The organism is Micromonospora sp. NPDC007208 (assembly GCF_042869175.1).
GTDB lineage: Bacteria > Actinomycetota > Actinomycetes > Mycobacteriales > Micromonosporaceae > Micromonospora > Micromonospora foliorum.
The window spans coordinates 163,541-185,158 of the sequence record NZ_JBIAFG010000009.1; the positions used below are offsets into that span (position 1 = coordinate 163,541).

At 69.9% G+C, this 21,618-nt stretch carries 16 protein-coding genes; 10 read left to right on the top strand and 6 right to left on the bottom strand.

All coding sequences use genetic code 11. The features are described 5' to 3' along the window. Positions 1 to 235: 235 nt before the first annotated feature. The 4 genes from ACFYL6_RS19685 to ACFYL6_RS19700 all read right to left on the bottom strand — a co-directional run bounded on the left by ACFYL6_RS19685 (position 236) and on the right by ACFYL6_RS19700 (position 4,311). Entirely contained in the window at positions 236 to 889 is a 654-nt protein-coding gene (locus tag ACFYL6_RS19685) for a MerR family transcriptional regulator (protein ID WP_387172935.1), read from the bottom strand. 118 nt (positions 890 to 1,007) lie between these two features. Continuing rightward, positions 1,008 to 1,799, bottom strand: a complete 792-nt coding sequence (locus ACFYL6_RS19690; protein WP_274527817.1) for an AraC family transcriptional regulator — start codon at positions 1,797 to 1,799, stop codon at positions 1,008 to 1,010. 350 nt (positions 1,800 to 2,149) lie between these two features. Beyond that, positions 2,150 to 3,784 (bottom strand): GMC family oxidoreductase N-terminal domain-containing protein, encoded by a 1,635-nt coding sequence (locus tag ACFYL6_RS19695; RefSeq protein ID WP_387172937.1) that lies wholly within the window; start codon positions 3,782 to 3,784, stop codon positions 2,150 to 2,152. Continuing rightward, complete coding sequence (locus ACFYL6_RS19700) at positions 3,781 to 4,311, bottom strand: DUF5987 family protein (protein ID WP_387173084.1); 531 nt, start codon at positions 4,309 to 4,311, stop codon at positions 3,781 to 3,783. Before ACFYL6_RS19700 ends, ACFYL6_RS19695 begins: the two co-directional genes overlap by 4 nt. A 182-nt stretch (positions 4,312 to 4,493) precedes the next feature. Between ACFYL6_RS19700 and ACFYL6_RS19705 the strand changes: the two genes are divergently transcribed. After that, positions 4,494 to 5,492, top strand: coding sequence for a DUF1702 family protein (locus ACFYL6_RS19705; protein ID WP_387172939.1), 999 nt, complete (start codon positions 4,494 to 4,496; stop codon positions 5,490 to 5,492). Further along, complete coding sequence (locus ACFYL6_RS19710) at positions 5,489 to 6,451, top strand: DUF1702 family protein (RefSeq protein ID WP_387172941.1); 963 nt, start codon at positions 5,489 to 5,491, stop codon at positions 6,449 to 6,451. The genes ACFYL6_RS19705 and ACFYL6_RS19710 overlap by 4 nt, the downstream gene beginning before the upstream one ends. A gap of 130 nt (positions 6,452 to 6,581) precedes the next feature. Here the strand turns inward: ACFYL6_RS19710 and ACFYL6_RS19715 are convergent, their stop codons facing one another. Together ACFYL6_RS19715 and ACFYL6_RS19720 are read right to left on the bottom strand one after the other, a co-directional pair. After that, a complete protein-coding gene (locus ACFYL6_RS19715; protein ID WP_387172943.1) occupies positions 6,582 to 7,139 on the bottom strand; it encodes a copper resistance protein CopC in 558 nt (185 codons plus the stop codon). A 1-nt stretch (position 7,140) separates the two neighbouring features. After that, the gene (locus tag ACFYL6_RS19720; protein ID WP_387172945.1) at positions 7,141 to 7,710 is read right to left on the bottom strand and encodes a hypothetical protein; all 570 of its coding nucleotides are present in this window, start codon (positions 7,708 to 7,710) and stop codon (positions 7,141 to 7,143) included. A 235-nt stretch (positions 7,711 to 7,945) separates the two neighbouring features. Here ACFYL6_RS19720 and ACFYL6_RS19725 point away from each other — a divergent pair, with 235 nt between their 5' ends. From ACFYL6_RS19725 to ACFYL6_RS19760, 8 genes are all read left to right on the top strand, one after another. Further along, the gene (locus tag ACFYL6_RS19725) at positions 7,946 to 9,001 is read left to right on the top strand and encodes a carboxymuconolactone decarboxylase family protein (protein ID WP_387172947.1); all 1,056 of its coding nucleotides are present in this window, start codon (positions 7,946 to 7,948) and stop codon (positions 8,999 to 9,001) included. Positions 9,002 to 9,038: 37 nt separating this feature from the next. Beyond that, complete coding sequence (locus ACFYL6_RS19730; RefSeq protein WP_387172948.1) at positions 9,039 to 10,094, top strand: carboxymuconolactone decarboxylase family protein; 1,056 nt, start codon at positions 9,039 to 9,041, stop codon at positions 10,092 to 10,094. A gap of 361 nt (positions 10,095 to 10,455) precedes the next feature. After that, positions 10,456 to 12,420, top strand: coding sequence for a CRTAC1 family protein (locus tag ACFYL6_RS19735; protein ID WP_387172950.1), 1,965 nt, complete (start codon positions 10,456 to 10,458; stop codon positions 12,418 to 12,420). A 5-nt stretch (positions 12,421 to 12,425) separates the two neighbouring features. Continuing rightward, on the top strand, positions 12,426 to 13,421 hold the full coding sequence (locus ACFYL6_RS19740) for an enediyne biosynthesis protein (protein ID WP_387172952.1): 996 nt from the start codon (positions 12,426 to 12,428) through the stop codon (positions 13,419 to 13,421). After that, on the top strand, positions 13,418 to 19,183 hold the full coding sequence (locus ACFYL6_RS19745; protein WP_387172954.1) for an SDR family NAD(P)-dependent oxidoreductase: 5,766 nt from the start codon (positions 13,418 to 13,420) through the stop codon (positions 19,181 to 19,183). The genes ACFYL6_RS19740 and ACFYL6_RS19745 overlap by 4 nt, the downstream gene beginning before the upstream one ends. Then, a complete protein-coding gene (locus ACFYL6_RS19750; RefSeq protein WP_238660301.1) occupies positions 19,180 to 19,620 on the top strand; it encodes a thioesterase family protein in 441 nt (146 codons plus the stop codon). Before ACFYL6_RS19745 ends, ACFYL6_RS19750 begins: the two co-directional genes overlap by 4 nt. After that, positions 19,617 to 20,168: a flavin reductase family protein gene (locus tag ACFYL6_RS19755; RefSeq protein ID WP_387172956.1), complete on the top strand. Its 552-nt coding sequence runs from the start codon at positions 19,617 to 19,619 to the stop codon at positions 20,166 to 20,168. The genes ACFYL6_RS19750 and ACFYL6_RS19755 overlap by 4 nt, the downstream gene beginning before the upstream one ends. Further along, positions 20,165 to 21,514 (top strand): cytochrome P450, encoded by a 1,350-nt coding sequence (locus ACFYL6_RS19760; RefSeq protein ID WP_387172958.1) that lies wholly within the window; start codon positions 20,165 to 20,167, stop codon positions 21,512 to 21,514. The genes ACFYL6_RS19755 and ACFYL6_RS19760 overlap by 4 nt, the downstream gene beginning before the upstream one ends. Positions 21,515 to 21,618: the final 104 nt, after the last annotated feature.

Below are 21,618 nucleotides of genomic sequence, written 5' to 3' on the forward strand. Positions count from 1 at the left end.
ACTCGGCATTCTGAAAGAAGACTGCGCACCGCTGTCAGCGGCATGCTCGGATGGCCACGACAACCACAGTTGAATCCGATCGGGGACTTCGACAGGAGGACAGCCCGTGACCGGGCACCGTCGCGTGATCTCTGGCATCGTCGTGGACGAAGACAACCACCCTGCTCCACCCGGTCAGCCCTCGCCGGGGCTGCGCACCGCACGCCGCGGTGGCTCACGCCCTGGTCGCGGTGGCTCACGCCCTGTCGGCGGCCGCCTCCGCGCGAGCGGGGCGCTCGGATGAGCCCTTGCCGAGCCACTGGTATACGTAGTGCTCGCGCGCCATCCGGTGCACCGCGGTCAGGGCGACCTCCAGCAGCACCGCTCGAACCACCGCGGCCGCCCGATCGACGTCCGCGTCGTCGGCGGGCAGCAGGGCCATCTCCTGTTCCACGAGCTGCTCGGCCATCGCCGCGTACGGTGCGAAGAACTGGATGCTGCAGTCGCAGCCGAGCCGGCGCAGCGCGGCGACGACCTGCGCGAGCTGGGCGCGGCCGGCCGCGTCGGGGTGCACCGCCCAGCCCAGCTCGTCGATGAACTGGTCGACGTCGGCGGTGGCGTCGGACAGATTGGCGGCTTCGCCGCTGAGTGAGTGCACCACCTCATAGAGCCCGGCCAGGGGAAGCTGGCGGTCCTCGATGCTCGCGAGCAGTTGCCGGACGGTCGACAGGTCGAGCTTCCCGACGTGGGTCAGCGCACGGATGAGTTGCAGGCGGCGCAGGTGACGGTCGTCGTAGTCGGCCTGGTTGCGACCGGTGGGTCTACCAGGGGGAAGGAGCCGCTCCCGGAGGTAGTACTTGATTGTGGCGACGGGTAGGCCCGTCTCCTTGCTCAGATAGGAAATGCGCATCGGTTCCCCCAGGTAGACCCGTCATGTCGACCACTCTTCGATGAGCCGGTGTCGTTGAATCACGACCGCGTGCCCGTGCACACCGGAACGGGGCACGGGCACGGGTGGGTGACTTCGGTCAGGCGGCCGGACGGTCGACCGACCGGGCCGGAAAGCGTGCGGAGAGGATGGTGGCGGCCCGAGCCTTCTCCTGGGCGGCGACGACGCTGAGCGCCACCTTGCGTGCGTCGAGGAGAGCGAGCAGGACCGGAGGGTCCAGGGCCGTTACGGGCTGGAGATTGACATCCACCGTGAGCACGGTGTCGTGGGCGATGGTGAGTGGCCCGTGGGTGGCGACGGAGATGGGACGGCTGTGCGGGTCGGCGGCGATCTCTGTGGGATCGCCGGTGACCGACTGGGCCAGCAGGTACCAGGTGCCCGGCGGCACGCCGGTGAAGTGGAACAACCCGGGACCGGACAGGATGGTGCATCGGATCGGCCGGCCCTCGGGTATGCGGTCCGGGAAGAGACCGACGAACACGAGACCCGGGCTGGCCTGGCTGGACGGGTGCACCTGGCCGTGGATGCTGGCCGTCGATGGTGTGCCCGCGGCCGGCGTCGGCGCCACGGGAACGTGTGGGGCGTACCCGGCCAGCTTGCGGTACGCCGTCGGTGACATTCCAACGCTCTTGCTGAAACGCGAGCTGAACGTCCCGACACTGTTGTAGCCGACTCGCACGCTGATGTGCGCGACGTTGAGCGACGTCGAGACGAGCAGATCCTTGGCGCGTTGCAACCGGAGTGCCGACAGGAAACGACCTGGCGACACTCCGGTTGCGCGCTGGAAAATCCTAGTGAAGTGGAATTTGCTGAACATCGCCGCTCGCGCCATGTCGCTTACGGTGATTTGCTCGCTGAGGTTCTCGCGCATTGCCTCAATTGCGCGCTTCGCTGCTTCCTCAACCGCGTCCCCCACGATTCCTCCCCAGCAATTCGTGAGAACAGCTTGCCGGTCTCACCAAAGGCGTAAATTAATATCTGAGATACGCCTCTCGGTCACCGCCGGTGTCCGGTTGGTGATGCACCGAGATCCATGTCGACGTTAGTCGATCCCGCCCTCGGCCGCAACACTGCAGATTTGCTTGGATACGGAGCGCAATCGTGGAGTAGGGGTGCCTCCGTGGTAGATAGTGATAGTCTCTAATACACGTCCAGGAGTTGAGATAGCTCAAAGGGTGCGTAAAGTTCAATCTTCCGCGTTGTCAATCTTCGCCCGGAGCATCAACCCGCGGGAGCGGCGACGGCGGGCGCCGTGGCTGGGGCGGGCAGCGTGCCGTTGTAGCTGACCGGAACCCCTCGCGCGCGGGCCGCGGCGACGATTCCCGGCATCGCCCGCTCGGCCAGCGCCGCGATCGTCAGGGCCGGGTTGACGGTGAGGGCGCCGGGCACCGCCGAGCCGTCGGTGACGAAGATGCCCGGGTGGTCGCGCAGTTCGTGTCGGTCGTCGAGGGCCGAGGTCGCCGGGTCGTCGCCGATGCGGCAGGAGGCGAGCGGATGCACGGTGTACGCGCCGACCAGGTCGTTGGTCCAGGGAGCGACCCGGGCCAGTCCGTCCCGTTCGAGAATGTCCTTGACCTCGGCGTCGGACAGCGACCACCCGCGCCAGGTGTTCTTGGTCGGCTCGTAGCGCAGCGGGCCCACCCCGAGCATCTGCTGCGACAGCCGATGCGCGTTGCCGGTTTCCGGTGGTGGCCCGAAGACGCCCTCGTTGTCGTCCTCCGACATCGTGAAGATCGTCAACCACGACTGCCACTGGCGCAGCATCTCCTTCTTCTCCAGGCCGAACCAACTCGGCCCGGTCGCGCCCGGAACCTGCGCCAGAATGGTGCCGAGCCCGGGCGGGAAGTAGAGCTGCTCCAGGGAGAAGCGCTCGTATTCGGGAAGTGAGCCGTCGAGCTTGTCCCAGGAAGCGACCGTGGGGCCGCGTCCGATCTGATAAGCCGAGTACGCGCGTCCGTCGGATCGGCTCAGGCCGAGCACGTCGCGTACCTTTTCTTCATCGAAAATAGCCGTATTCAGCCTTTCGCCGTTACCCGAGAAATACCGGCCAACTGCGTGTGGCATTTTCCCGAGGTGTGGCTCCGAACGTTGCAGAATGACTGGAGTGGCGCCGGATCCGGCGGCGACGACGACAATCTTCGCGTCGATCTCGCCGGATTCGTGCAGAATTCTGTAGTCCTCGCCGTCAACAACCCGGTAATGCACCCGATATCCACCGTCGGGTGTCCGGGACAGATGCTGCACCTCGTGCAGCGGGCGGATTTCGGCACCGTGGTCGAGAGCCGCCGGTAGATAGTTGAGCAACAGCGAGCGCTTGGCGTCGAACCGGCAGCCGGCCATCATCCAGTTGCAGTTCGTGCAGAGGTCCACGTCGATCGCCGCCGGCGCCGGGTTGGCGGTCCGTCCGGCGTGCCGGCACGCCGCCCCCCAGAGCCCGCCGGCATAGGGGATGCGGTCCCAGGTCTGTTGGGTGATCGGCAGCGCCTCCGCCACCCGGTCGTACCACGGGTCGAGCGTGTCGCGGTTGATCGCCGCCGGCCACATCCGGCGGCCGATGCTGCCCTGCCGCTCGAAGACGAACCGGGGCGCCCGTGGCATCGTCGCGAAGTAGACCACGCTGCCGCCACCCACGCAGTTGCCGCCCAGGATGCTCATGCCGTCGCCCACGACGAAGTCGAAGATCCGGGTGTACGACTTACCGAGTTCGAAGTCATGGTCGAACTCGTCCGCTCGCAGCCAGGGCCCGCGCTCCAACACCACCACCCGGGCGCCACCGGCGGCGAGGTGATAGGCCGCGATCGCGCCGCCGAACCCGCTGCCGATGACGAGGATGTCGGTCGATTCCGTCGCGCTCATGCGGGGCTCCCCGTCGCTGTCGTTTGTGGATGGTGGTCGGCGAGTTGCCGTCCGTAGCTGAACTCTGGAAACCGGTAGATGCCGTCGGCGTTCGGTTGGGAATAGCCGATCGTGAGAAGCCCCGGATGGCCGGTCGCGAAGGCCGTCGGGGTGCTCATGTGTGCCGCGCTGTCAAAGGCCATGTTGCAGAAGAGGGCAAGGCTCACCCACATCTGCTTCTCAGGATGGCCGGGGTCGGTAAGGATGCGCACCAGCGCGGTGCGGTGGTCGAAGGACAGCGCCACGAACGACGGCACCGACGCATCCAGGCTGAGCCCGGTTTCGCGCGCGTAATCGTCGGCGTGCTCGTTCAGGGTCACCACGAGGGAATCGAGCGCTTCGGCCAGACCGCCGGCGGGCAGCTCCAGTAGTGCGAGCGCGCCGGCCGCTACCGCGCCGGCGCCGGTTGCGGCGCCCGCGATCGCCCGATCGTCCGGCCAGCGTTTCTCTCCTGGAATGATCGTGTCGGCAAAAGCCTCGATCGTGATGGTCTTGTCTGGAACTTCCACGAAATGCCTCCAGGCCGCAGATTCATCGCTGCGGACATTGTGTTCCCGTCGCCATCCGTGCCGTTCTTCCGTCGTGCCGTCGGTCGACCGCGCACGCCTGAAGACGAACCGCCCGAGCACCCGCGCGCACGATGGAACAAACCTTGGGAGGTACGAGCGACATGCCGATGCTGGGTGCGATCCGCCGGATGGCGCTGACGCCGTCGCTGGCCGACGTCACGTTCGAAGGCCGGGGCTTCCCGGTCAGACCGAGCCCGACAACCGAACGTCTGGAGGCGATCCCGCAGGCGGTGATCTGCGGCTTCGAGTGGGGTATCGAGGCGCGTGACCAGTGGGAACTGGAGCGACGACTGGAACTGGTCGACCAGGAGCAGCGCGGCTTCGCCTACGAGGGCGCCACCATGGCACTGACGGTCCGCGACGCCATGCCGGGCGGGCGGCGCCACCAGGCCCGGGACCTGCTGAGCGGCCCCGGCCTGCCGCACACCTTCCTGACCTACATCGGGATCGGCTTCGCGATGGCTCGGCTGCCCCGTCCACTGTGGAAGAACGTGCTGCCGGACCTGACCGGCACCCCCTACTACCCGACCATGAGCTGGTTGGCTGTCGACGGCTACGGCTTCGACCGTGCCTACTTCGAGACCGACCGGTGGGTGGGGCAGCAGCGCAGGCTGCCGCCGTACCCGTGGCTCGGCCGCGCCGACTACTTCCCACGCGCCGTCGACCAGGGAATTGGTCGCGCGCTGTGGTTCATTCACGGCGGCGAACCCGCCGACGTCACGGCGGCCGTCGAACGGTTCGCCCCCGAGCGGCAGGCCGACCTGTGGAGCGGAGTCGGTCTGGCCGCGACGTTCGCCGGCGGCACCACACCCGAGGGGCTGCGGCACCTCCGCACCGCCGCCGGTGCGCACCGCGACCACCTCGGGCAGGGCTCGGTCTTCGCCGCAAAGGCGCGTACCTTCGCGGGCTACCTGCCCGAACACAGCGAGGCGGGTGTCACCATCCTCGCCGGCCTGCCCGCCGAGAAGGCCGCGCTGTTGGCCGACGAGGTCGCGGCCGTGGGCTTCGCCGACAAAGAGGAACCCGACTACGAGGTGTGGCGCCACCGGATCCGGGCCCGCCTCGCCGCCATTCACGATGAGGACAGGAGGGTTCGATGAGCGTTTGGCGCAGCCTGCGACGCAGGGTGCTGACCCCCAACGTCGCGGCCACCAGGATGGACGTCCGCGGCTTCCACGTGAAGTCCGCCGCCGGGCGGGAGCGGTTGGAGACCGTCGGCCGCACATTCCTCGCCGGGTACGCGTTCGCGGCCGAGGCGAAGCGGCCCACGGATGCCGAGCCGTCGCTTGAACAGGTGCCGACCGGCTATCGCGGCTTCGCCTACGAGGGCGCCGCGATGGCCCTGGCGATGCGCGACGGGTTGCCCGGCGGCGGGACCCGGCACGTCGCCGACTTCCTCGACGGGCGGGCCCGACACCACGTCTACATGGTCTACGTCGGGGTGGGCTGGGCGATGGCCCGGCTTCCCCGTTTCCGCTGGTCCACCCTGCACGCCCCGGACCCGCTGCTGCGCTGGCTGGTCCTCGACGGCTACGGGTTCCACCAGGCCTACTTCGTCACCAAACGCTACGTGCACCAGCAGTTCCGCGACGAACGCTTCCCGTGGCCGGGCCACCCCTACGCCAACAACGCCATCGACCAGGGCATCGGCCGGGCGTCGTGGTTCGTCGGCGGCACCGACCCCGAGACGGTGGCCGGCCTGCTCAACCGCTTCCCGGAGGCGAGGCGACCCGACCTGTGGGCGGGCACCGGCCTCGCCGCGGCGTACGCGGGCGGCGCGTCGGACACCGAACTGCGCCGGTTGCGGGACCTGGCCGGCCCGTACCGCCCGCAGCTCATGCAGGGCGTCGCCTTCGCGGCGGCGTCCCGGGTCAAGGCCGACCTCGTTCAGCCGCACACCGAGCTGGCGACCGAGCTGCTCTGCGGCATGTCGCCGGCCAGCGCATCGAAGGTCACCGACGAGGCGCTTGTCGACCTTCCCGCTGACGGGCAGATCCCGGCGTTCGCGGTCTGGCGCGAGCGCATCGCCGCGGCCATGGTCGCCAACTTCGGCAGCTGACCTGCGGCACGGGGCCCCGCCGTCCGGCGGGGCCCCTTCTGCTTGTGATGGACAGCCCCCGCAGCTCACCTACCGCGGGCCACGGTCAGCCGGCGGCCCGGTGGGCTGGTCGCCGGTGCTGCCGGAAAAATCACGGACGCTGGTCGGGCGCGTCGGACGCGGCCCGGTAGGGCCGGCGGAGGTACAGCAGTGCCAGCACGACCACCACGGCCAGCCCGTCGACGAAGAGCAGGAAGGCGCTCATCGGGTCGATCGAGTGTTGGTGCGCGGCGAGCGCGTCGGCGGTGGCCTGCCGGACGACCTCGGACGGCGCCGGAGGCGCCACCCCGGTGCCCACGCTGAACCGCAGGCTTCCGGTGGCCTCGCCCCCGTTGGCAAGCGCCATGTGGAAGGCGACCGTCAGGTTGCCCGGCCGGGCGACGGTGATCGGCACGGTCACCGTGCGCTCCGGGCCCTGTCGCGCGTCGCCCGACTGGATCGGGTTGCCCGCGTCGTCGAGCACGGCGACGTGGGAGAGCGCCAGGTCCGGCGCGTCGGAGAACGTGAGCGCGACGGCCGCGGGCGCCGCCGAAACGGCGGCACCCGCGGCAGGGTCGCTGGTGATCAGACCGCCGTCGGCGGAGGCCGACGACGCGACGCTCGAAAGCAGGAGGACGAAGAGCAGCAGCGCCCCACCTCGACGGAACACGTCAGGCCAGCGACGCTAGGGGACGCGGCGCGCAGCTGCACCGCATCGCCTCGGCTTCGACCCGGCTCGGCCGCAGGTGGTAGTAGACCGCGACCAGCATCGGGATGAAGACGATCGAGTTGTAGAACAGGTGCAACTCGACGCGGGGCATGACGAGCTGCAGGACGCTGGTCGGCACCGCGGCGCCGAAGAGATTGAAGCCGGCCTGCACCTGGATGAGGAGCAGCAGGTGCTCGATGTGGTGCCAGAACTGGATGGCGAGAGCGATCGTCCACCAGGTGCGGGCCCGACCGACGAAGCCCGGCCGGAGCAGGAAGAGGCCGACGAGCATCACGATGGCGTAGCCGTAGTGCAGGTACTCCGAGGTGACCAGCCACGGCCAGAACTGTCCGAGCACGCCACGCGACGCGGGTCTGGGCATGTCGAGCACGAAGATCTGGTACGCCTGCACGAGGTGTTCCGCCCAGTGCGCGATCACGATCACCATGAAGGTGTTCAGGGCGGCGCGGTGGTGCCGGCCGTTGAGGGACGCGAGGAAGCCCGACCTCGGTGGGGCCGCAACAGCGGACATGGACACTCCATTCGTCAGTGAGCGTGGCCCGGCGCTTACGGTAGTCAATGGGTGACGGAAGGACTTCTTTGAACGTGCTCTCGTGCCCGACCCGGGCCCGGGCGAGCCGGCCGCATTTTTGTGGCCACCACAAGCTGTTCGTGCGGATCCACCCGATACCGCAAGTTCGGAGACGGCACCGACCCGTCGGCATCGACATCCTTGGGCTTGCGGTCGAAGGGAGAGCGTCGTGGGCATGATCATGATTCGAGGCACCCGCCGGGCCGCGGGGACGGTACGGCACGTCACGCCGGTGCCGATCGCCGTGGCCGAGGGACTGGTGGCCACGGTGTACGAGCAGGTCGAACGCGACTTCGGAATGCTCGCCCCGCCGGTTGCCCTGCACTCACCGGCTCCCGAGCCACTCGCCGCGTGCTGGATGATCCTGCGCGAGACGCTTGTCGCCAGGGGTGCCGTCGACCGGGGAACGAAGGAGGCGGTGGCGACCGCCGTGTCCATCGGCAACGCCTGCCCCTACTGCGTCGACGTGCACAGCTCGACGATGCACGGCCTGGCTCGCGGGCGGGAGTCGGCGCAGATCGCCTCGGGCAACCTCCACCAGCTCGCCGATCCCGGCCTGCGGGCGGTCGCGAGCTGGGCACGCGACAGCGGGCACGTCGCCGCGGCGGTCCCGGTGCCGGCCGCGGCAGTCCCCGAGGTGCTGGGCGTGGCGGTGGTGTTCCACTACATCAACCGCATGGTCAACCTGTTCCTCCCCGAGTCGCCGTTCCCGCCGCGGCTGCCCGGCGCCGCACGGACGACGGTCCGGAGAGTGTTCGGGAAGTTGATGGATCTGCGCGGCAGCGGGCCCGAGCCAGGGGCGGCGCTGGCGCTGCTCCCAGCCGCGCCGGCGACAGCGGTGCCGGAGTGGGCCGCCGGCAGCCCGAGCATCGGCGACGCGTTCGCGCGGGCCGCCGCCGCCTTCGACCGCGCGGGCCTGCGTTCGGTACCCGGACCGGTGCGGTCGCTGGTCACCGATCGGCTGGACGCCTGGGACGGGCGGCCTCCCGGGGCCAACCGCGGCTGGTTGAGCGAGGCGGTCTCGGCGCTCGCGCCGGCCGACCAACCCGCCGGCCGGTTGGCCCTGCTGGCGGCGTTCGGCCCCTACCAGTCGATCGACGCCGACTTCGACGCGCTGCGGGCGACGGGAGTTGGCGACCGCGAGCTGATCGAGGTCACCTCCTGGGCGGCGATGAAGGCGGCGCTGCGGGTCGGCACGCTCGGAGTGGGGTCGGCGGCGTCACCGGCGTGATGCTAGTGCGACGTCCACACCCCCAACGGAGGTAACCATGGTCGCCGCCCGCGTTGTCTCGTCGGTCGTTCAGCGCCAGGTCAAGTACGTGACGCCTGTCGCACCAACCGCAGCCGACGGTCTGGTGGCCGAGGTCTACCGGCAGGCCACCGACGAGATGCGCCTGGTCGTACCGCCGCTGCTGCTGCACTCGCCGGCCCCCCGGACACTCGCCGCCTACTGGATGCTGATGCGCGAGCCGCTGATGACCGGTGGCGCCGTCGACCGGCTGGCCAAGGAGGCGGTGGCGTCGGCGGTGTCGGTGGCCAACATCTGCCCCTACTGCGTCGACATGCACAGCACCGGGATGTACGACCTGTCGACCGAGCACGACGCCGAGGCGATCGTCGCCGACCGGGTCGAGGACATCGTGGATCCGCGGGTGCGTACGCTCGCCGGCTGGGCGCGGGTCGCCCACCAGCCGGCGGCTTTCCCGGCGTTCGACCTGACGCTCACCCCGGCGGAACGCGCCGAGTTGGTGGGCGTCGTGGTGGCGTTCCACTACCTGAGCCGCATGGTCAACGTCTTCCTGTCGAGTTTTCTGCTGCCACCGCAGCTCGGCTCCCGGGCCAAGCGGAGGATGAAGCGCGGCGTCAGCCGGTTGCTGCACGACATCCTGCTCGAGGAGCACCCGGTCGGTCGCTCACTGTCCCTGCTACCCGCGGCCGACCTGCCGCCGGAGGCGGGCTGGGCCCTGGGCAACCCGGCGGTGGCGGATGCGGTAGCCCGCGCCAACGCGGCCTTCACCGCTGCCGGGGAACGGTCGGTCCCGCCGCGGGTGCGCGCGCTCGTCGCCGCGCACCTCGACACCTGGCAGGGCGCCGACACCGGCCTGAGTCGCGAGTGGTGCGAGCGGGCGATCGCCGACCTGCCGGAGCCCGACCGGTCCGCGGGTCGGCTCGCCCTGCTGGCGGCCTTCGCGTCGTATCAGGTCGACGAGGAGACCGTCGCGGAGTTCCGCGCCTGGCACGAGGGCGACGCCGTGCTGGTCGAGACGGTCGCCTGGGCCAGCTTCGCCACCGCGCTGACGGTCGGCAGCCGACACCTTCCGTAGTCGGCCGGAAAACACAATTATCACCCGGGCCGGTGCCCAAAAAATATCTGCGTATGTCCGGGTATTGAGCGCACCGCACGAACGAAGAAGCCCGCAGCACAGACGAAGAAGACATCGTTAAAGGCCCCTGCGACGCTCTATCCAGCGCGCTCACCGAAATCGGTGAGTCGGGATGTGTGGTGATAGGCCGTCGCCAAACTCCCTGTTCGAAGGGGTCGGAACTGGAAACTCGCGCTCACGGCTATCGGTGCTGATGCCCGTTCCGTGGAGCCATCCAGGTATCGGTGAAATGCCATTACCAAACCGATGGTAATGGGATTCCCGGCCCCGTACCCGTCCGTCACAATCGGAGGTCAAGTAGATGTCGCAGAAGGGTTCATGGCTGCATCGGCGGCTACCCGCAATCGTGGCGCTGGCCCTGGTCGCCCTGCTCTTCCAACTGGGGCGGTTGCCCTCCGCCTCCGCATCCGAGCTGGCGCAGACAGCGAGCGGGTTCGCGTTCCAGCCGGCCTCGATCGCGATGCCGGGGGGCTACCCGCAGCAGACCGTCCGCAAGGTCAACCAGAAGTACCAGGACATCAACGCGTGGATCTCGTCCGTCGGCTCGGGCGTCGCGATGAACGATCTCGACGGGGACGGGCTGCCCAACGACCTGTGCATCACCGATCCCCGTATCGACCAGGTGGTGGTCACCCCGGTGCCCGGCCCCGGCACTCCCCGCTACGCGCCGTTCGCGCTCAACCCGGCACCGCTGCCGATGAGCGACACGATGGCGCCGATGGGGTGCGTCCCCGGCGACTTCAACGAGGACGGCCGCACCGACGTGCTGGTCTACCTCTGGGGACGTACGCCGATCCTCTACCTCGCCAAGGCCGGCGCGGTCGGCCTGACGATGAACACCTTCCGACCTGTCGAGGTGTTGCCCCAGTCGCCCGGTGACCGCTACGACGGCCCGCAGTGGAACACCAACACCGTCGCGGTCGACGACTTCGACGGTGACGGCCACGTCGACATCTTTGTCGGCAACTACTTCCCGCACGGCCCGGTCCTGGACGACACCAAGAAGGACGGTGTCGCGATGAACCACTCGATGTCGCAGGCGTTCAACGGCGGCGAGGACTACTTCTTCCGGTGCACCGGCGCCACCGCCGGCACCGAGCCGACGGCGACCTTCGAACTGGTCAGCGACGTTCTTCCGCGCGCCGTGTCGAAGGGCTGGGCCCTCGCTGCGGCCGCCAACGACGTCGACGGGGACCTCCTGCCGGAGCTCTACGTGGCCCACGACTTCGGCCCCGACCGGATGCTCTACAACAGGTCGACCCCCGGCAAGATCGAGTTCGCTCCGGTCAAGGCGGTCCGTGACCCGCTCGTCCCCAAGTCGAAGCGGGTGGGCGCCGATTCGTTCAAGGGCATGGGCGTCGACTTCGGCGACCTGGACGGCGATGGCCTCTACGACATGTACGTCAGCAACATCGCCACCACCTTCGGCCTGGAGGAGAGCCACTTCGCCTTCGTCAATTCCGCAAAGGACCAGAAGGACCTCCGCACCCACCTCGACGACGGCACCGCCCCGTTCAAGGACGAGAGCGCGCCGCTCGGGCTCGCCTGGTCCGGCTGGGGCTGGGACGTGAAGATGGCGGACTTCAACAACAGCGGCGACCTGGTCGTGGCGCAGACGACCGGCTTCGTCAAGGGCGAGGTCAACAGGTGGCCGCAGTTGCAGGAACTTGCGATGTCCAACGACAACCTGCTCAGCAACACCACCTGGTGGCCGCACGTGCGCCCCGGCGACGACATCGGCGGCAGCCAGCGGTTGCACTTCTTCGTCAAGTCCGACAGTGGCCGCTACCTGGACATCGCGCCGCGGTTGGGCCTCGACGCACCGGTGCCGACCCGCGGCATCGCGACCGGCGACGCCGACGGCGACGGACGCCTCGACTTCGCGGTCGCCCGGCAGTGGGACGAACCGGTCTTCTACCACAACCAGAGCCCGAACCCCGGCGCCTTCCTCGGCCTCCGCCTGACCCACCCTGCCCCGGCCGGCGCGACGGCCGCGACCGGCACCGCTGGTTCGCCAGTCGTCGGCGCCCAGGTCAAGGTCACGACCGCGGACGGTCGGGTGCTGCTCGGCCGTGTCGACGGCGGCAGCGGCCACTCCGGCAAGCGCAGCAACGAGGTCCACATCGGACTCGGCAAGAACGTGACCGGCCCGGTACGGGTCGAGCTGAACTGGCGTGACCGCACCGGTCAGCCGCATCAACAGGAGCTTTCGATGACCCCGGGCTGGCACTCGCTCGAGCTCGGCGCCCAGGCCCAGGAGAGGTGAGCGACATGGCAACCAGTACCGTCACCCCGCCACGTCACGACCCGAAAGTCAACATCGCACTTCGCAACTTCGCTATCTCGATCACGGTCTTCAACATCCTCGGCTTCACGGTCTTCGGCTTCGAACAGCCCTGGACCTGGCCCTTCATCGCGGTCTTCGCCGGCTACACGATCGAGATCGCCCTGGAGGCCATCGGTGCCCGCGTCGAGGGCCGAGCCCCGCGATTCAGCGGCCGAGGGCTGCGCGGGCTGATCGAGTTCCTCTACCCGGCGCACATTACGAGCCTCGCGCTCAACATGCTGATCTACGTCAACGACCAGCTCTGGACGATGCTCTTCGGTATCGCGGTCGCCATCGGCGCCAAGTGGGTCCTGCAGGCCCCCATCCGGGGCCGGATGCGGCACTACATGAACCCGTCGAACTTCGGCATCGCGATGATCCTGTTGGTGTTCCCCTGGGCCAGCGTCGCGCCGCCCTACCACTTCACCGAGTACATCTCGGGCTTCTGGGACTGGCTGATCCCGGCGATCATCATCATCGGCGGCACGATGATCAACGGCAAGCTGACCGGTCGGATGTGGCTGATCCTGGGCTGGCTGTCCGCGTTCGCCCTGCAGGCGATCGTGCGCGGGGTGCTGCTCGACACGTCGATCCCGGCGGCCCTGGGCATGATGACCGGCGTCGCGTTCGTGCTGTTCACCAACTACATGGTCACCGACCCGGGCACCTCACCGTCGGCGCCGGCCGCGCAGGTCGCGTTCGGTGCCAGCGTGGCTGTGGTCTACGGCCTGCTCACCGGCTTCGGCATCGCGTACGGCATCTTCTTCGCCACCGCGGCCGTCTGCCTCATCCGCGGCGGCTTCCACTGGACCCTGCACTTCATCGAGAAGTCCAAGGCCGACCGCGCACCCAGCATCGGCACAGCCGCGATGCCGGTGCCAGCGAGCACCGGAAACGGCAACGGCAAGGAACACACAGGCAAGGAGGTCGTCCCCGCATGACTCGTGTAGCGATAGTCGGCATGGCGTGCCGCTATCCGGACGCCACGTCACCCAGGGAGCTGTGGGAGAACGCCCTCGCCGGGCGGCGCGCGTTCCGCCGTCTACCCGACGAGCGGATGCGGCTCGAGGACTACTGGGACCCGGACCCGAACACGCCCGACAAGTTCTACGCCCGCAACGCCGCCGTCATCGAGGGGTACGAGTTCGACCGGATCGCCTACAAGGTCGCCGGGAGCACCTACCGCTCGACGGACCTGACCCACTGGCTCGCCCTCGACATGGCCGCGATGGCCCTGGCCGATGCCGGCTTCCCGATGGCCGAGGGACTGCCCCGCGACCGTACCGGCGTGGTGGTCGGCAACACCCTGACCGGTGAGTTCACCCGTGCGAATCAGCTGCGGCTGCGCTGGCCCTTCGTCCGGCGGATGGTCGCCGCGGCGCTCAAGGACCAGGACTGGGACGACGACCACCTGATGACCTTCCTCGACTCGTTCGAGGCGACCTTCAAGAGTCCCTTCCCCGAGGTCGACGAGGACACTCTGGCCGGCGGGCTCTCCAACACCATCGCGGGCCGGATCTGTAACCACTTCGACCTCAAGGGTGGCGGCTACACCGTCGACGGCGCCTGTTCCTCGTCGCTGCTGTCGGTCGCGACCGCCAGCAAGACCCTCATCGACGGTGACGTCGACGTTGCCATCGCCGGTGGTGTCGACCTGTCGATCGACCCCTTCGAGATCATCGGGTTCGCGAAGACCGGCGCGCTGGCGACCGGTGAGATGCGCGTCTACGACCGTGGGTCGAACGGCTTCTGGCCGGGCGAGGGCTGCGGGATGGTCGTCCTGATGCGCGAGGACGACGCTCGCGCCGCCGGCCACCGCATCTACGCCACCATCGCCGGTTGGGGGATCTCCTCCGACGGCAAGGGCGGGATGACCCGACCCGAGGTCAGCGGCTACCGACTCGCGCTCGACCGGGCGTACGAGCGCGCCGGCTTCGGGATCGAGACGGTCGGCCTCTTCGAGGGACACGGCACGGGTACGCGGGTCGGTGACGCCACCGAGTTGACCGCGCTGTCCCTCGCCCGTCGTTCCGCCGACCCGAGCGCCGCTCCGGCCGCGATCGGGTCGATCAAGGGCATGATCGGGCACACCAAGGCCGCCGCCGGTGTCGCCGGCCTGATCAAGGCGGCGCTGGCCGTGCACCATCAGGTGCTGCCCCCGGCCATCGGCTGCGTCATGCCGCACGAGATCCTGGCCGACGACGACCACCCGGCGCTGCGCGCGCTGCGCAAGGCGGAGCCGTGGCCCGACCTGCCGAACGTCCGGGCCGGGGTCACGGCGATGGGCTTCGGCGGGATCAACACGCACATCGTGCTCGAGGGCGGCCCCTCCCGACGTCGGCGCGGGTTCGACAGCCGGACCAGCCGGCTGGCCTCCTCCGGCCAGGACGTCGAGCTGCTGCTGGTCGACGGCGCCTCCCGGGAAAAGTTGCGGGAGCGGCTGGACAAGCTCGTCGAGTTCGTCGACAGCGTCGCGTACGCCCAGCTGGGAGACCTGGCCGCGACGCTGCACGGGGAGTTGCGCGACCTGCCCTACCGGGCGGCAGTCGTGGTCTCGTCACCGTCCGACGCGGTCGCCCGGCTGCAACGACTCTGCGCCCTACTGGACGCCGGCGAGACGAGCCTGGTCAGCGCCGACGAGCGCAGCTTCCTGGGCCACGTCGGCGGTCCGGGCCGGATCGGCTATCTCTTCCCCGGGCAGGGCTCGGGGCGGGGGACGAGCGGCGGTGCCCTGCGCCGCCGGTTCACCGAGGTCGACGAGGTCTACACCAAGGCGGCGCTGCCCACCTCGGGCGACATGGTCGCCACGACGGTCGCCCAGCCCCGGATCGTCACCGGATCGCTGGCGGGCCTGCGCGTGCTGTCGGCGCTCGGCATCGAGGCGACCGCCGCGGTGGGGCACAGCCTCGGCGAGATCACCGCCCTGCACTGGGCGGGCGCGTTCGACGAGGACGCCCTGCTGCGTACCGCGATGGTCCGCGGCCAGACGATGGCCGAGCACAGCTCGTCGGGGACGATGGCGAGCATCGCGGCGGCACCCGAGGCGGTCCGGCCCCTGCTGGCCGACCTTCCGGTGGTCATCGGTGGCTTCAACGGTCCACAACAGACGGTGATTGCCGGCACGGCAGAAGGGATCGAGGAAGCCTGTCGCCGCGCCGGCGAAGCGGGCTTCACCACCACCCGGCTGCGCGTCTCGCACGCGTTCCACTCACCGCTTGTGGCACCGGCCGCCGACGCGTTCGGTGACCGGTTGACCGACGAGCAGTTCGACCCGCTGTCGCGCCGGGTGGTGTCGACGGTGACCGGCGACGTCCTCCCGGCCGACACCGACGTGCCGGCCCTGCTGCGACGCCAGATCACCGACCCGGTGCTCTTCACCCAGGCGGTGGCCTTCGCGGCGAAGGACCTTGACCTGTTCATCGAGGTCGGCCCCGGGCGGGTGCTGGGAGCGTTGGCGACCGCGGCGACAGACGTGCCGTCGGTGTCCCTCGACACCGATGACGAGTCGGTCGCCGGTCTGCTCAACGCTGTCGGCGCCGCGTACGTCGTCGGCGCTTTCCGGGTCGACGACGCGCTGTTCCAGGGTCGCCTGACCCGGCCGCTGCAGCTCGGGGCCAAGTTCAGCTTCTTCGCGAGCCCCTGCGAGGCCGCGCCGCCGCTGACCGTGCAGCCCCTGCGGCGGGCCGTCGAGGCGAAGAAGATCGAGACCGACACCGACGCCTCCGAGCCGCCGCTGCACCTGTTGCGTCGGTTGGTGGCCGACCGCGCCGAGCTTCCGATCGAGATGGTACGCGGCGAGAGTCACCTCCTCGACGATCTGCACCTCAGCTCCATCACGGTGGGGCAGGTGGTCAACCAGGCCGCCCAACTGCTGTCGGTGCCGAGCGCCCAGACGCCGACGAACTTCGCCGTCGCCACGGTCGGGGAGTTGGCCCAGGCGTTGGAGGACCTGGCCGGCTCCGCCGGGGAGGGTGGCGCGGCGACGGCGGCCACGGTGGCCGGTGCGGCCGCCTGGTCCCGGGCGTTCTCCGTCGACCTCGACGCCCTGCCGCTGCCGCCGCGCGTCGAGGTGGAGGCCAACGGCCCCTGGCGGCGCTGGTCGCGGGACGGCGACCGGCTCGCCGAGTCTCTACGGCAGGCGTTGGAGCACGGCGGCGTCGGTGGCGGGGTACTGGTCTGCCTGCCGGCCGACTGCACCGAGGCCGACCTGACGCTCGCACTGGACGGGGCCAAGGCGGCGATCGCCGACAAGCAGCGCGACCGGTTCGTGGTCGTGCAGCGTGGTCGGGGCGCCGCCGGGCTGGCCAAGTCGCTGCGGTTGGAGATGCCCCGGATCCGGACCACGATCGTTCGCGTACCCGCCGACTTCGACGACCCGGCGTTGGTCGTCGCGGAGGTGGCCGCCACCGGGCGGTTCCACGAGGTGTCCTACGACGCCGACGGCGTGCGACGGGTGCCCACCCTGCGGGCGATGCCGGTGCGACCGGCCCGCGAGATCATGCCGCTCGATGCGTCGGACGTGATGCTCGTGACCGGCGGTGGCAAGGGCATCACCGCCGAGTGCGCGCTCGCCGTCGCACAGGACACCGGCGCGGCGTTGGCCGTGCTGGGCCGCAGCGACCCGGCGACCGACGCCGAGTTGGCCGCCAACCTCGACCGGATGACGGCCGCCGGGGTGCGCCTGCACTACGCCCGCGCCGACGTCACCGACCCGGCGCAGGTCAGGACCGCGGTCGACGGCGTACGCCAGAAGTTGGGCCCGGTGACGGCGGTCCTGCACGGTGCCGGCCGCAACGAGCCGGCGACGCTTGCCAACCTGGACGCGGCGGCCTTCCGGGCGACGTTCGCCCCGAAGATCGACGGGCTGCGCGCCGTCCTCGACGCCATCGAGCCGGGCGCGCTGCGGATGCTCGTCACCTTCGGCAGCATCATCGGCCGGGCGGGCCTGCGCGGTGAGGCGCACTACGCGACCGCCAACGACTGGCTGGCCGAGATCACCGCGGACTTCGCGGCGGCGTACCCCGAATGCCGGACGCTCTGCCTGGAGTGGTCGGTCTGGTCCGGCGTCGGCATGGGCGAGCGGCTCTCGGTCGTGGAGGGTCTGCAGCGGGACGGGATCGTCCCGATCTCGCCCGACGAGGGCGTACGCCTGATGCGTCGCCTGATCGCCGACCCCGACGCCCCGCCGGTGGTGGTGATCAGTGGCCGCACCGAGGGCATCGACACCGTGCGTCGGGAGACGCCGACGCTGCCGCTGCTGCGGTTCGTCGGCACGCCGCTGGTGCACTACCACGGTGTGGAACTGGTGACCGAGGTCGAACTCAACGCCGGCACCGACCTGTATCTCGCCGACCACCTGCTCGACGGCAACCTGCTGTTTCCGGCGGTGTTCGGCATGGAGGCCATGGCGCAGACCGCCACCGCGCTCACCGGGCGAGCTGAGGTGCCGGCGATGGAGGACGTCGAGTTCCTCCGGCCGATCGTGGTAACTGTCGACGGCAGCGCCACGATCCGCATCGCGGCCGTGGTAACCGGCGACGGAGACGTCGACGTCGCCATCCGGGCCGCCGACACCGGCTTCGCGGTCGACCACTTCCGGGCGCGGCTGCGCTTCGGCGACCGCGGAGAGCTCGACGGCCCACCGGACGAGACCGGCGCCGGCCTGCCGCTGGTGCCCCTCGACCCGGCCACGGACCTGTACGGGGGCATCCTCTTCCAGGGACAGCGGTTCCAGCGGCTCCGCGGCTACCACCGGGCGGCGGCACGGCACGTCGACGTGGACGTGTCAGCGGTCGCGACCGACGATTGGTTCGCCAGCTTCCTCGGGGGCGACCTGCTGCTCGGTGACCCCGGAATGCGGGACGCGCTCATGCACGGTCTGCAGGTCTGCGTACCGCACGCGACGCTCCTGCCGGCCGGCATCGAACGCGTACATGCCGCTGGCCCGATCCTCGCCGACAAGGGCGAGGCCCGGTTCACGGCGACCGAGCGCAGCCGCGACGGCGACACCTACCTCTACGACATCGCGGTCCGCACGCCGGGCGGCGAGGTGGTGGAACGGTGGGAGGGCCTGCGCCTGCAGGCGGTGCGCAAGGGCGACGGGCGCGGCCCGTGGGCGGTGCCGCTGCTCGGCCCCTACCTCGAACGGTCACTCGACGACCTGCTCGGTGCCCGGGTAGCGGTGGCGGTCGAGCCACACGGCTCGGACGACCCGCCCCGACGCGCCATGACCGGCCTCGCGGCCGGGCGGGTGTTCGGCCGCCCGGTCGAGGTGCGCTACCGGCCCGACGGCCGGCCGGAGGTCGACGACGATCGGGTCGTCTCGGCGGCACACGGCGCCGGCGTGACCGTCTGCGTCGGCGGTCGGGGGGTGCTGAGCTGCGACATCGAGGCGGTCTCCGAGCGCGACGCGGAGACCTGGTCGACGTTGCTCGGCCCGCACGACGGCCTGGTCGGCCAGCTCACGAAGGACACCGACGAGGACGTCGACACCGCGAGCACCCGGGTCTGGACGGCGATCGAGTGCCTCCGCAAGGTCGGACTGCCGGTGCAGACGCCGATCACGCTCAGCGCGGTCGGGCCGCACGGCTGGCTCACCCTGGCCTCCGGCACCCTGCGGATCGCCGTGCTCGTGACCCGGCTGCGCGACCACGCCGACCCGGTCGTCGTCGCGGTGCTCACCGACGGGTGGTCGCTGCGATGAGCAAGTACTTCGAGTACCCGCACACGGTCGGCTTCGAGGAAACCAACCTCGTGGGCAACGTCTACTACGTCAACTACCTGCGCTGGCAGGGGCGGTGCCGGGAGATGTTCCTCAAGCAGCGGGCACCGGACGTGCTGGCCGACCTGCAGGACGACCTCAAGCTCTTCACTCTCAAGGTCGACTGCGAGTTCTACGCCGAGATCACGGCGTTCGACGAAGTCTCGATCCGGATGCGGCTCGTGGAACTGGCGCAGACCCAGATCGAGTTCGGCTTCGACTACGTGCGGCTCGACCCGGACGGCGGCGAGACGCTCGTCGCCCGAGGCCGGCAACGGGTCGCGTGCATGCGCGGCCCCAACACCCGGACACTGCCGGCGCGGGTGCCGGAGGCGTTGGCTCGCGCACTCGAGCCCTACGCGAACGGGGAGGCGAGATGAGCGGCGAACTGCTCAGTCCGAGCGAGGTGGCCGGATCAAAGCTGCTTCGGCGGGCGTTCGGGACCTTCGCGACAGGCGTCACCGTCGTGACGGTCGGCGGCGCCACACCACACGGCATGACGGCCAACTCGTTCGCGTCGGTCTCGCTGGACCCGCCGCTCGTGCTGGTCTGTGTCAGCCGCGACGCGATCATGCATCAGATCCTCACCGAGGCCGGCACCCTGGGCATCTCGGTGCTCGGGCACCGGCAGGAGAAGGTGGCACGCCACTTCGCCGATCGGTGGCGGCCTCTGGGGTTGGCGCAGTTCGGCTCGGTCGAGTGGACGCCGGGCAGTGTCACCGGCGCCCCGCTGATCGACGACGCGGTGGCTCACTTCGAGTGCCGGGTCTGGCGGACGTACGACGGCGGTGATCACACGATCTTCCTGAGCAGCGTGGTGTCGCTGCGTTGGGAGAGCACCGGTGACGTGTTGGTCTTCGTCAACGGGCAGTTCCGTGGCATGACCGAGCCGGCGGCGGTGCCCGAGCCGAGCGAGGCGGCGACATGACGCTTACCGCGTCGCGGCGGCGGCCGCCCGGACCACCGTTCTGGGCGGCGCCGAAGCTGCTGTGGAAGCTCGGCCGGGACCGGCTCGGGCTGATGTCGTCGGCAGCCGACGCCTTCGGTGACGCGGCCCGCATCGCGATCGGCCCGAAGGTTCTCTTCTTCTTCAACCACCCCAACCACGCCAAGCATGTGCTCGCCGACAACCCGGACAACTACCACAAGGGCGTCGGGCTGGCCCAGGCCAAACGGGCCCTCGGCGACGGGCTGCTCACCAGCGAGGGCGATCTGTGGCGCAAGCAGCGACGGGTCATCCAGCCGGTGTTCCAGCCCAAACGGATCGCCCGGCAGGCCGACGTGGTGGCCGAGGAGGCCGGTCGGTTCGTGGACCGGTTGCGTGGCCACATCGGGCGGGGTCCGGTCGACATCGCGGGCGCCGCCACCGGGCTCACCCTCGGTGTGCTCGGCCGTACCCTGCTCGACGCGGATCTCGGCGGGCTCGGCGACGTCGGCGGGTCCTTCGAGGCGATGCAGGACCAGGCGATGTTCGAGATGGTCACGATGAGCGCGGTGCCGATGTGGGTGCCGCTGCCGCACCAGGTGCGGTTCCGCCGCGCCCGCCGTCACCTGCAGACGGTTGTCAACGAGTTGGTCGATGCGCGCGGCGGCCGGCTCGACGGCGACGACGCCCTGAGCCGGCTGATCCAGTCGACAAACGCCGAGCCCGACGCCGCGGTCGGGCAGCGGCGGTTGCGCGATGAGTTGGTCACCCTCTGCCTGGCCGGTCACGAGACGACGGCCAGCACCCTGAGCTGGACGTTCCACCTACTCGACGAGAATCCGGCCGTCTGGGAGCGGCTGCGGGCGGAGGCGCTGTCGGTGCTCGGGGACCGACAGCCCACGTTCGACGACCTGCACGGCCTGCGTTACACGACGACGGTGATCGAGGAGGCTATGCGTCTGTACCCGCCGGTGTGGATGCTTTCCCGCATTCCGCAGAAGGCGGACACCATCGGCGGGTACGACGTGCCGGCCGGGGTCGACGTGCTGATCTGCCCGTACACCCTGCACCGCAACCCGGAGTTCTGGCCGGAGCCCGAACGGTTCCGCCCGGAGCGGTTCGACAAGGACGGCACTGCCTCGCGACCCCGGTACGCCTACATCCCGTTCGGCGCCGGCCCGCGGTTCTGCGTCGGCAACAACCTGGGGATGATGGAGGCGGCGTTCGTGGTCGCGATGGTCGCGCGGGAACTGCGGCTGGCCAAGGTGCCGGGATACCGGGTGGTGCCCGAGCCGATGCTGTCGCTGCGGGTTCGCGGCGGGTTGCCGATGACCGTGCATGAGGCATAGCGGGATCGGATCGGATCGGGCTGCGGCTCCGCGAAGGCGTCACGTCACTGTGGTGGCCCTCGCGGAGCCGCACGAACAGACCCGGGCGCCGTCCACGTCAGGTG